The following is a 12,588-nucleotide window of genomic DNA, read 5'->3' as shown; positions in this document are numbered from 1 at the left end:
ACTTTAAAATAAAAAAGGATGCTCCATAAATAATTGGAGCATCCTTTTTTAATGCTAATTAAGATGGTTATTCTATCTTAAAAATTTAACTTTAAGGAGTGCAGATCAGAACAGGCTTAAGCTCTGATAAGGATTAAACGGTTCATCACTACCGAGTGGGGGCAATCCTGCATATGCAAATTTATCACGCGGATTAAATGCTGTTTGAAAGCCTTTAGCAACTGTCCATGCATCCATCTCTTTCGTTTCGTATTGCGTTTTCGCGATATCCATGATGTCATCTTTGGAGAGTTTGCCAAACATCCATTCCTGTGCGAGGTCCTCATTTAAAATTGTCGGCATTCTCTTTTTGGCATTGTGAACCTGCGCTGATAGTTCATTTGCCACGGTAGTGACAATCGTAAAGTTCTCGACTACTTCGCCTGTTTCCTCGCTTACCCAAGTGCCCCATATTCCTGCCATATAAAATGGGTTATTTTCCTGGTGATCCGTTACAACAAGATGGTAGGGAATTTTAATTGGGTCTTTTAATATCTTACCACTTTTGCCAACTTGTTTTATGTGTCTCCATTCCCAATAGCCGGTTGACGGTACGAGGCATCTGCGATATTGAGCCGCACCAGCATACATGGAAGTTTTTCCTTTGTCATTTACAAACAATCCTTCGCAGGTCGCATTAAGCGTTGTGTACATGAATCTCCATTTGGCGAGCTCTTCCCTGGATTTTAAAAACGGCCATTTGCTTTCCTCCGGAATGTATCCCCATTCCATTAGTTTCAATTCCGGGCCAGTATCTGTTGCTTTGACGATGGGGTAGGGTTGGTTGTAAAGTGGTCCCTGGTTGAGATCACAATTGATCCATTCTCGATTTTTTCCTACAAATACTTCAAGATCTTTCAATCGGATGTATTCTCCTCTCGACACTTTAATGCCGTTGTAATAACACATAATTAGTCGTTTTCGTGATCGTGAAAATATTCATCTATCATTTGACCTATGCGTTCAGCTGCTTGTTGACGCCCTTCTGGAATGGAGGTCCAGAAATGATCTCCTTGCGCATTGGTTGCCCGGTGAATAAACAAATCCTTAGCGCCCGGATAGGTCGCAACATAGATTACGCCTTTGGCTGTATCCTTACTTTTTATGTGGATAGGCTTACCGTTGTAGTCAACATCAAATTCTACGTTCAATGGTATCATGGGAACACCTGTTCTATTGTATTCTAAGATAATATTTTTCTGCTAAACTGGGGTGTTGAAACGGTTAATCAAGTTGGCTGCCCAATCCCGTTAGTGCATAAAAAAGGGGAACTATATTTCCCCTTCGTCTGCAAATGAATAATAGGTTTCGGGCGTTAGTACGATGTGATCAAGAATTTTGATATCTAATAGTTTTCCACCTTCTTTTAATTTCATCGTTATTTGTTTGTCCGCTTCACTGGGCTTAACGTTTGCACTGGGGTGGTTGTGGCAAATGATTGCTTGTGTTGCACCCACTTTTAGCAATAGTCCGAAAATTAATCTTGGATCAACTGTTGTATGGTCGATAGAACCACTTGAAATTTCGCAGATGCCCAATACGCGATTTCCTTTATTTAAGGGCATCACTTTGAATTGTTCCAACAGTTCAATTTTATCCATGTTCCAAGAAGCGAGGAACAGTTTGTGCGCATCAGAAGAACATTTTATTTGTGGTCTTTCAGATGCTTTAATCTTTGCGTTGTAGATAATTTCTAATTCTGATACTTGCATCCAGTCTGTTGTAACTTGATTCTTTTCCATAATTCAAAAGTTTAAATGAATAAATTATGGAAGATGTCATTGACCATTATTTGGAACGGCGCAAGGAGGAACGAAATAAATGAGTGCCTTGTGGGATGGTTTGTGTTTATGTCGTAGTTCCTTGTAAGCCCTTCCAAATAATGGTCTAACTTTTGAAATATTTGATGCATAAAAATTCTTCAAAAAAATACCTTTTTTAATTGTTCTAATACAAACAACTGATTCCATCTGTGATTATAGAACTACATAATCTTTGTTTTGCAATCTCCGACAAAACGAAATTTTATTGCAATGCAGAGTTATAAAGAACCTAGACTCTGTGACTCAGGATGGAGCAGGATAGTTGGAGAAGGGTAGATTCATAATTTCCGAATGAAAACTATTAACCCTCATCCCTTTGCTTGTTATGAACAACGATTTTATTAATCGCCTGGAGCGGCTTGGTTCCTTAATTCACAGGAGGTCAACTGGCAGTCCCAAAGATCTGGCTAAGAAATTAGAACTTTCAGAAAGATCCCTATACAACTACATAAATTTAATTAGAGATATTGGAGCTACCGTAAAATTTTGCCAAAGTAGCAACTCATACTACTACGAAGAACATGGGCGATTAGTTATGAAATTTATTATTAATGATTATCCAACTTAGCTTCCACAAGTAGCCCATTCAAATTTGTTTTTTAGAAATAGGAGGACATACATACGCAGGACATAAAATATGTTTTAGCCTTAAAGAATTTCAATGTTGCATTTAATATTTGCAATGTTTTGTGCTTAGGATATATTGCTTGAAAATGTCAAAACAGAAGCTCCTTTTATGTGCCTAGATTTTATTACAGTATTTACAAGTCATAGTTTATTTACATCACCCAACTATTAGGAAATTAATTTTTGGTGTTAAGTTCAGTGCATGCTTTTTGCAGTCGGCCAGACTATTATTAAAGTTTAATGTAAAGACAGAGAAATTGGAAAATTGATTCTTTCGGGAAATATTAAATTTCCTTCATCAGAGATAGACCTTATTAAAATCGAAGCTGAAAAAATATTATCTAAGTTGCCAAAACAAGTAAGCTAGGGATCCTATATGAAACAAACAATCGTTTTCTTATTGCTGTTAGGATTTGTGAAGTTTGGGTTCACCCAGCATTATATTATCAGAGGAACAGTCAGAGACTCATCCATAAAGAAAGGTATTGAAAATGCTTCAGTGACTGTATTTCGAGCAAAGGATTCGTTATTATTATCCTTTACTCGTACGACGCCGGAGGGGCGATTTAAAATTGACTCTATTTTTGAATCGCAAATTTTTGTTATGGTCTACTTTCCTGGATATGCGGAATTTGTCGATACAATGGATATTTCAAAGATCGATTCGACGGTTTCAATCTTTCTTTCTTCAAAAGCAAAGATTTTACAAGAAATAATTGTTCATCAAAAAATTGAATGGCAAAGAATAAAAGGAGATACAATTGAATACAAGGCCGATAGTTTTTATGTCCCGGTAAATGCCTCGGTGGAAGATCTTTTGAAAAAATTGCCCGGGTTAAAAGTGAATCGACTTGGGACTATAACATCGCAGGGCGAAGCTGTCAATCGCGTTCTTGTTGATGGTGAGGAGTTTTTTGGGAACGACCCGACATTAACAACAAGAAATGTACGTGCCGATATGATTGATAAAGTGCAGGTTTATGATGCTAAGAGCAACCAGAGGACAACGACAGCGATTGACAATGGTGTGAGGGTAAAGACTATCAATCTGAAATTAAAAGCTGACAAAAAAGACATTTCATTTGGTAAGGCGAAAGCCAGTGTAGGAACTGATGCGCATTATGATAATTCCCTAATGGCCAACAAATTCAAGGATAAGAAGAAATTGGCTATCTATGGCATACATTCCAATATCGGTAATACTAAATTAAATAGTGGCGATCAAAATAATTATGGCGATAATTTGCAACTGGATCTAAGCGGATTAACAGATGATATCTTCAACAAATGGAATGGCCAGTACTCAGGAAATGGTCATCCAACTGCATTATCTGGAGGAGTACATTTTAATAATAAGTTTGATACTGACAAGCAAAGTATTAATGTAAATTATAAAGGTTCCACGCTAGAAGTAGAGGGCAACAAGACTACCAATGCTTTAACTCTTTTGCCGGAAAATCAAAACCGGAGCCTGGAGGTTGAAAAATTTAGGAATGACATTCAAGGCCACAATATTAACGGTAAGTATGAATTGATGATAGATTCTACAAGTAATTTGAATGTCAGTTTCGAGGGGGCGATAAGTCATAAAACAACCCTAAGCGAATATTTGTCAAAAACTTATAGAAATGATTCTATCTTACTTAATGAAGGTCAAAGAGATAGAACTACAGAATCTGGCAATGAAAGTCTTTTTGGCAATATCAACTGGCAAAAAAAGCTTAATAAAAAGGGAAGGTGGGTTTCATTAGATTTTAAGATGGGAACCAGACAGATAAATGGAGATGGCTATTTATCGACATTAAATAAATTTTACTCGGACTCCTCAAGACAGGAGACATTTACTGAACAAACTGATCAATATAAAACCCTGCATTATAATCAATTTTATATGGATGGAAAAGCAGAATATACGGAGCCGCTTGGGAATGACTCCTACCTACTTTTTAACTTTAAGTATACCGATACTAAAAGTAGTTCTGAAAGAAATTCTTATGATAAATCTTCTACAGGCAAATATGATCAATTCAATGACAGTTTAAGCAATAACTACTCTTTTTTTATGTCATCGAAATGGGGTGGAATCGGCTACATGCTTATAAAAAATAAATTCTATATAATTTCTAATTTTTCTTTGATGGATACACACTTTCGACAACAAGTAGTATCGAAGTATGAAAATGCGTTAGAGAGACATTTCAATTTTGTGATTCCCAGCACAGAATTTAGTTACAGCTTTTCGAAACAAGCCAGGATGTACTATTCTTATAACGGTAGTGTAATACCGCCCACAGTACAGCAAATTCAGCCGATTGTTACGAACAATGATCCTTTAAATGTTTTTGTTGGCAATCCTTTGCTTAAACCAGCATTTAAACATCTAATCACAGGGAAATACTCTAATTATAAAACTATTGAACATCGAAATTTTTTAGCAAGGGCCTCATTTGGTTTTGTAAACAATGCCATTACTTCAAAGGATGAAATTGATTCTCTTGGTCGCAGGATAGTTCAGTCGATTAATACAAATGGAAACTATAATCTTTCATTGTATTCAGAGTATGAATTTATTTGGGAGAAACCTGACTTTTCGATAAAACCTAACATTGAGGTAAAGAAATCAAAATACTCAAATATTGTCAATCAGGCAAAAAACAGTACAGTTCGAACGAGTATCGAAGGAGGATTAGATTTTTACATCGCCAAAGACAAATTATTTGAAATTGATTTTAATACCTCGTTTCTTTATGTGCAAAGTACCTCTTCATTAGGGAAAAATAATTCCTTTGATTTTACAACATGGCATTTACAACCAGACCTGTCCTTATTTCTACCGTGCAAGTTCAGATTTGATAGTGACTTGGACTATTATCACAGGCAGCAATCTGTTTTCGGCCAGGTGTATAACGATATATTTATTGTGAATGCTACTCTTTCAAAAATCCTTACAAAAAATAATGCGCTTAGCATTAAACTAACTGTGAAGGACATATTTAATAATAACCGGGGAATTGAAAGATCTGAAAGTACAAACGCAATTACTCAAAATACATATGATGTAATCAGGCGATTTGGTCTGATTTCCCTACAATGGGATTTTAGTAAAAGCAATAAGAAAGTAAAGTAACCTTTTATGAAATTAGTAGTGTTGATCTTATTTCAATTACTGTTAGGCTTTAACAGCTCATTTTGTCAACAGCCTGAGATAATTAGGGGTGGCGTAATTGAATACGAAAGGAAATTCAATATTTATTCGTTGTATAGCAAGAATGATCCTAATGCTGCGGAACAGAAAAGAATGTATTCTCAGTTTAAGACAAATTATTACAATCTATATTTTTCAGAGTCTGAAACGCTTTATAAAGAAGGTAGGGCAGCAACTGAAAACACCGTGTTTCCATCTCAACCAGGAGAAGAAAATATTGTTTTTACAGACCTTAAGAACAAAAAAAGAATTAGCGAGAAAAAGGTTTTTGAAACTGTATTCACTATTGGAGATAGTCTTCGTAAGATTGAGTGGAAGATAAAGGAGGAGAGACGATATATTGCCGGTTTTGAATGTAAAAGAGCTGATGCTGTTATAATGGATTCTATTTACATTGTCGCTTATTTTTGCGAACAAATTGTTACTTCTGGAGGTCCAGAATCTATAGGGGGGTTACCAGGAATGATTTTGGGGTTGGCTATTCCAATTGAACATGTTACATGGTTTGCCACAAAAGTGTCTTCGAACAATGAAGTTGAGATCAATAAAATAAGGACTAAAGAGAAAATTATTTCGTATCTAGAGTTTAAGGATTTCATTTTATCTCATTCGAAAGTTTGGGGAGAGAGAAAAACTATATATACAATATCGTGTCTACTTTGATTGGACCAAAAAGAAACAAAGAATCTTGATGATAAAGAACACGGATACATTTACTACGTGATCATTTGTGATGTTTGGTTGAATTAACTGCAGTCATTAACTTACCACAGCAGTTCAGTGTTTTTTTGTTAATATCAAATTGCGTAGGAACTCCTTATTTACAGGCAACCAGCCATACGAGGCAAGCTACTGCAACAAGAATTTTTTTCATTGGGTTAAGGTTTGGGCGCTAATATAGAGGAATCTGAACGCAAAGGACGGCTTTACATTCTCGTACCTCTTTGAATATTTGATATGTTACAAAGGTTTTTCTGGTAAGAAATCTCTCGGAGAACATTTGAAAATTTTTGCCAATTCGTTTAAGTGTTTAATGTTGTACTTATCGCGATAATTTGGATTTTCAATGTTTCCAATAAAACCCTCTGAAACATCTAAATGCCTCGCGAGGTTAGCTTGACTAATATTTCTTTCCAATCTCATTTCTTTTACTTTATCAATAACAAACTTTTCAATTGGTGTAATTTCTATCATCAAACGAAGCAACCTGATTATAGAAAAATTGCCACACAGACATGTCTGTGTGATTTTGTTTTATTTTGTATATTCGTTTTTGATGAGATAGGTATTCATATATTTTTGCGATTCTTCATAAACTAATTTGAAGCATTCGCTTTGAGTCTCGATTTTGAAACCTAGGAAATTTCATGCACACGAGACGATAGGTAGAATGCCCACGCTACGGCGTGGGCTCTCTTATTCGTGTGCGGGTTCTCCTAGGTACCCAAAATCGGTAAGTTGAGTTCCGCGCCATTTTTTATTCCTGCGATGCTGCTTACAATGGACTCATGATTTCAAAACCATTGTAATTATGAACAAGCTTCAAAGTAAATCTACGGATGAACAATTGTTGGCCCTGCAACAAGGTGATGAAAAGGCTTTGAGTTATTTCTTTGATAAATATTATCCTGCCTTGGTTTATTACGGACACTCTATCACTTCCAACAAGGAATTTGCAGAAGAAACTGCAGCGGATGCAATTTTAAAACTATGGGATAGGCGTGAGCGCTTCTTTGCAGAAAATTCTCTGCGTAGCTTCCTTTACCTCGTGGTGCGTAACGCCAGCATAAATTATATAAAAGCAGAAAAGAAAGAGATGACTGCCATTGCTGATTACACGTTTATAATTGAAGAAGTTCAAGCTAATGATTTTGAATTGTTTGTCCAGGCGCAAACCTATCAACAAATCCTGCATGCCATAGAGAGCTTGCCGAAGCGATACCAGAGAATATTCCAGCAATTTTATATCGAAGGAAAAAGCTATACTGAAATTGCTACGGCATTAGATACTTCCATCAATAACGTTCGCATTCAAAAAATGCGAGCGCTTATACTCTTGCGTAAAAAACTACCATTCACTGTTTTCATCGGTTTAGCATTTCAGGTTGTTAAAAGCATGATATAATTTTTTTGCTATTTTTTGTAATGAGCGTTTCAATCTGTTGTTTTAATTGTACAGGACGCAGAATTCATGGTATTTCCGTAATTATACCTGCAAAAAAAGCCGCCAAAGTTTATTAAATTTAAAGCAATGAACTTCCAGATTCAAGAAACGGAGGAAAGAGCGCAACGCATCGCTTACCTGGTTGCGGGGTTTATCAACAAAACCCTGACAACACGTGAGCATGACGAGCTGGATGAATGGGTAGGACAAAGTGATGAAAACATGGAATTATTTGCCAGGTTAACCGATGAACGGAACATAAACGAAGCCATGAGCTTCATGCAAAGCCTTGACAAAGACTCAGCCTACGATAAAATCAAAACGCAAATTTTTCCTGAGAAATCGAAACGCAAATGGTTACTTCCAGCGTCCATAGCAGCGATTGTATTAATTGCCTTTGGCATTGACTGGTTTATTAAATCCAACACAGTAGAATCGACCCCGATACCATCGACCATTGCTTTTAACAATGCACCAGATAAGCAACCGGGATCTGCAAAGGCAGTCTTACAATTGACAGATGGTAAAACCATCGAACTTGTTAATTCTACAAACGGAACAGTCGCAAAAGAAGGTGCCGTTGTTATTGCCGCCAATGGCGAATCTATTGCTTACACCGGAAGTAAAAGTTCGGTGAATGCGACAGCGTATAATACACTAACAGTTCCCAAAGGCGGTCGATATAAATTACAATTATCGGATGGTTCACAGGTATGGTTAAACGCGGCATCCTCCATTAAATATCCTGTCGCCTTTACAGGAAATGAAAGAAAAGTGTTTATCGAAGGAGAGGCTTTTTTTGAGATTGCAAAAGATGCATCGAAGCCGTTTTCGGTACAAACGACAAACGCCTCCATACAGGTGCTTGGAACCACTTTTAACATCAATACCTATATTGACGAACCTCGCGAATCGGCAGTGCTGGTAGAAGGATCAATAAAAGTGGTGACTGGTAAGCAGCAACAGATACTGGTTCCGGGACAACAGGCGAATATTGAACCGTCAGGGACTGTGACCACAGGGGTCGCCAGCATGCAGGAAGTAACTGGCTGGAAGGATGATAATTTTGTCTTTAAAGACGAGCCGATTGAAAACATCATGCGGCAGCTTGCACGATGGTATGATGTAGACATTTCGTATCAAGGAAAAATAGAACGGCACTTTAACGCTTCGATTTCAAGAAAAGAACCACTTTCTAAAATACTACGATTACTAGAACGAACTGGGCAGGTACGGTTTACGATGAGTGCTAATAAATTAGAAGTTAGCCCATAGTACTGTCAGAAAAACCACTTATATACTTCAAACTGCGCCGTGAGTATTAAGGCACTCCGGTATTCAATTGAAAAAGGGCAGTCGGTGTTCACCGGCCAGCACAACCCTGGAATTTAAAAAACTGCATTCTCTCAAGTTAAAACCAACACAACTATGCATGTAGCTGCATATGGCAGGCTATTGCCTGAACGCTTATGTCAAGTACCTTCACTCAAGCAGGTAGTAGGGATACTATTTGTTTGTTTGGCTCTCTCTGCAAAAAGTGCAAATGCACAAAAGATTTCCCTATCGGTAAACAAGCAACCTCTTGAAAAGGTTTTTGCGCTGATCGAGGAACAAAGTTCCTTCCATTTTTTCTATACCCGTGAGGATATGGCAAGTCGTCCACTAGTTTCAATTCATTTAAAAAATGCTTCCATTAATTCAGTGTTAGACGCATGTTTTAAAAACATTGGTTTGACCTATCAGATTGAGGACCATTACATCACCATTAAATCATCAGGCAGGCAACCTGAAAGCAACCAAAAAGATTCCCTACAGCTGTTACGGGTAACCGGTATAGTTAGCAATGAACAAGGCGAGGCTTTGCCAGGAGCAACCATCCAGATTAAAGGCTCACAGACCTATCAGAATACAGATAACAAAGGAAATTTTGTTATTGACGCATTGCCCAAAGGAGCCGTTTTGATTATTAGTAGTGTCGGTTACGTACCCCAAGAAATTACGATCATAAAAGAAAACTTTTCTCATGTGTTCTTAAAAGTAGCGGTTGCAGCCCTTGACGAAACCATCGTCATAGCCTACGGCACCACCACCCGACGTCTGAATACAGGTGCTGTAGGCAGGCTAACCGCCAATGAAATCAGCAAGCAACCTGTTGCCAATCCTCTTGGTGCTTTGGAGGGAAGAATCACCGGTTTACAAATAACGCAAAGCAATGGGTTGCCGGGTTCTAATTTCAAAGTGCTTATCAGGGGAATGAACTCCATTCAAAGTGGAACTGATCCCTTGTACATCATCGACGGTGTACCTTTCCTGAACAATGTTACCAGTTTTTCTAAAAGAAGTGGCCTGGTTGCTAATAGTCCATTTAATAATATTGATCCTTCTACCATTGAAAGCATTGAGGTTTTAAAAGATGCCGATGCAACTGCCATTTACGGAAGCAGGGGCGCAAATGGAGTGATTCTCATTACAACGAAAAAGTATAAAGAAGGGGGGACCCATTTGAGTTTTACGTATGCTCAAAATTTTTCAAAGGTCCGGAATTCAATGGGCCTGATGAATACGCCAACTTACCTGATGATGCGCAGAGAGGCGTTTAAAAATGACGCGATAGAGCCGGATGAGACGAACGCTCCTGATTTATTGGTATGGGACACTTCAAGATATAATGATTGGCGAAAAATGCTAATCGGTAAAACTGCTCTTTCCGAAAATGCCCAGGTTCAACTAAGCGGTGGTAATGCCAATACCAAATTTGGTTTTGGGTTGGGTTATCTAAATGATGGAACAGTGTTTACCGGTAATTTTTTTGACAGGCGCATAAATGGAAATGTTTTTGTCGCACATCAATCCCTTGACAAGCGATTCAATTTTAATTTCAGTTCATCTTATACCGACGAGGAAACACATTTACCTCAACAAGACATGACGGCTTATATCTATTTGCCACCCAATATGTATGCGCCTTACGATTCAACAGGAGCGCTGCAATGGCAGGATAAACCCGGCACCATATCCAATGGTAATCCTTATGGCACTTTGCAACAACCTTACAATACATCAACTGACAGGTTTACTGCAACAGGAATTATAAGTTATAAGTTTTTTGATCACCTAACATTAAAAACGTCATTGGGCTATAACCAGTTTTTGTTCAACGAAAATGCTTTTTATCCGATTTCCTCACAGGACCCGTCTTATTTGCCACAGGGAAGCAACTCCTTTGGGATCAGTTCTGAAAAAATATGGAACATTGAACCCCAAATAGAATACAACAACGAAAGGGTTGGAAAGAAAGGAAAACTTGCCGTGCTACTCGGTACAACTTTCCAGGAAAGTATTGACAAATCACAGGTTACTGATGGCTATGGTTACAATAGTGACTTGCTGCTGAAGTCTATCAATGCTGCACCAAATATTGTTGTTAACAGTACCTCCAATCAATATCATTACAATGCGCTTTTTGCAAGGATCAATTACAACTGGTCAGGTAAATACCTGATCAATGCAACCGGTAGAAGAGATGGTTCCAGCCGCTTCGGACCGGGAAAACAATTTGCCAACTTCGGCGCAATCGGTGCCGCATGGATATTTTCGGAAGAACAGTTTGTACAAAATAAACTGCCCTTTTTATCCTTCGGTAAACTCCGCGGTAGTTATGGCATCACAGGCAATGATAGGATAGGAAATTACCAGTACCTGGATACGTATGTTATTACACGTTATCCTTACCAGGGACAACCGGCACTCAGACCTTCAAGGTTATACAATCCTGATTTTAGTTGGGAAAATAATATCAAAGGTGAGATTGCTGTGGAGTTTGGCTTTCTAAAAAACAGGATTATGCTCAATGCAGCGTGGTTCAAAAATAGGAGTACCAACCAAATCATTCAATACAGTTTGCCCGGGCAGACGGGTGCCACTAGCATCCTTATGAATTTCCCCGGTGTCGTGAGCAACAAAGGATGGGAGATAGAACTGCAAACAGTGAATATTCGAAAATCAAAATTCGATTGGAAGACTGCATTCAATATCAGCATTACAAAAAACAGTCTTGATAAATTTCCGGGACTTGAAAGTTCATCATATGCCACTCGATACCAAATTGGTGAACCGTTGAATCTAAAAAGAGGTTACCAGTTTCTTGGCGTTGATCCCGAAAATGGGGTTTACCGTTTTAATGATCTCAATAAAGATGGCATCATTAATACCGGAGATTATATAACCATTGGCACTACTGATCCCAGCTTTTATGGGGGACTATTAAATACATTTCGTTATAGAAACTGGCAATTGGATATTCATTTACAGTTTGTGAAACAGAAAGGAATTGATCCAGTGTATGGTTCGTATTCAACCCCGGGTCTCATGGCTAACCAAAGCAATTTGGTATTGGATCGTTGGCAAGCGGCTGGTGACCTGAGGCCATACCAACTGTATTCACAAGACTATTCCGGTGCGGCTGTTCAGGCGACTGATTTTGTAAACCAATCAAGCGCTATATTGACCGATGCCTCATTCATCCGGCTTAAAAATATTTCAATACAATATAGTCTTAACGATAAACTGCTGAGCCGGGTAAAATTGGCAAGTGCGCAAGTATTTCTGCAGGCCCAAAATCTCGCAACCATAACCAGTTACAAAGGATTAGATCCGGAATCTAAAAGCACAACCACATTGCCACCTTTGGTAACTATTGCAGCAGGCGTTAAACTTTCATTTTAAAAAAT

The 12,588-nt window shown here is 38.0% G+C and carries 10 protein-coding genes; 6 read left to right on the top strand and 4 right to left on the bottom strand.

Features of this window, described 5'->3' with window-relative positions; genetic code table 11:
- Window positions 1–105: 105 nt before the first annotated feature.
- From KTO63_RS09290 to KTO63_RS09280, 3 genes are all read right to left on the bottom strand, one after another.
- The gene (locus tag KTO63_RS09290) at window positions 106–948 is read right to left on the bottom strand and encodes an SOS response-associated peptidase (protein ID WP_217790983.1); all 843 of its coding nucleotides are present in this window, start codon (window positions 946–948) and stop codon (window positions 106–108) included.
- 2 nt (window positions 949–950) lie between these two features.
- Window positions 951–1,199, bottom strand: a complete 249-nt coding sequence (locus KTO63_RS09285) for a hypothetical protein (protein ID WP_217790982.1) — start codon at window positions 1,197–1,199, stop codon at window positions 951–953.
- Between the two features lie 111 nt (window positions 1,200–1,310).
- Entirely contained in the window at window positions 1,311–1,781 is a 471-nt protein-coding gene (locus KTO63_RS09280) for a JAB domain-containing protein (protein ID WP_217790981.1), read from the bottom strand.
- Between the two features lie 406 nt (window positions 1,782–2,187).
- Here KTO63_RS09280 and KTO63_RS26525 point away from each other — a divergent pair, with 406 nt between their 5' ends.
- The 3 genes from KTO63_RS26525 (at window position 2,188) to KTO63_RS09265 (ending at window position 6,357) form a co-directional block, all read left to right on the top strand.
- Window positions 2,188–2,430 carry an HTH domain-containing protein gene (locus tag KTO63_RS26525; RefSeq protein WP_217790980.1) on the top strand — a complete coding sequence of 81 codons (243 nt, stop codon included), beginning with the start codon at window positions 2,188–2,190 and terminating at the stop codon, window positions 2,428–2,430.
- A 435-nt stretch (window positions 2,431–2,865) separates the two neighbouring features.
- On the top strand, window positions 2,866–5,616 hold the full coding sequence (locus tag KTO63_RS09270; protein ID WP_217790979.1) for a TonB-dependent receptor: 2,751 nt from the start codon (window positions 2,866–2,868) through the stop codon (window positions 5,614–5,616).
- Window positions 5,617–5,622: 6 nt separating this feature from the next.
- A complete protein-coding gene (locus KTO63_RS09265; protein ID WP_217790978.1) occupies window positions 5,623–6,357 on the top strand; it encodes a GLPGLI family protein in 735 nt (244 codons plus the stop codon).
- A 297-nt stretch (window positions 6,358–6,654) separates the two neighbouring features.
- On the opposite strand, the gene KTO63_RS09260 is transcribed toward KTO63_RS09265, so the two are convergent.
- Entirely contained in the window at window positions 6,655–6,837 is a 183-nt protein-coding gene (locus tag KTO63_RS09260) for a helix-turn-helix transcriptional regulator (protein WP_232373111.1), read from the bottom strand.
- Between the two features lie 388 nt (window positions 6,838–7,225).
- Here KTO63_RS09260 and KTO63_RS09255 point away from each other — a divergent pair, with 388 nt between their 5' ends.
- The 3 genes from KTO63_RS09255 (at window position 7,226) to KTO63_RS09245 (ending at window position 12,583) form a co-directional block, all read left to right on the top strand.
- Window positions 7,226–7,819 (top strand): RNA polymerase sigma factor, encoded by a 594-nt coding sequence (locus KTO63_RS09255; protein ID WP_217790976.1) that lies wholly within the window; start codon window positions 7,226–7,228, stop codon window positions 7,817–7,819.
- Between the two features lie 126 nt (window positions 7,820–7,945).
- Entirely contained in the window at window positions 7,946–9,133 is a 1,188-nt protein-coding gene (locus tag KTO63_RS09250; protein ID WP_217790975.1) for a FecR family protein, read from the top strand.
- Window positions 9,134–9,286: 153 nt separating this feature from the next.
- Entirely contained in the window at window positions 9,287–12,583 is a 3,297-nt protein-coding gene (locus KTO63_RS09245; RefSeq protein WP_217790974.1) for a SusC/RagA family TonB-linked outer membrane protein, read from the top strand.
- The last annotated feature ends 5 nt before the right edge of the window (window positions 12,584–12,588 follow it).

This window comes from Pinibacter aurantiacus (assembly GCF_019130065.1).
In the GTDB taxonomy this organism is placed as follows: domain Bacteria; phylum Bacteroidota; class Bacteroidia; order Chitinophagales; family Chitinophagaceae; genus Pinibacter; species Pinibacter aurantiacus.
The sequence above is the reverse complement of the archived record's forward strand: the minus strand, read 5'-3'. Positions and strand labels throughout refer to the sequence as shown.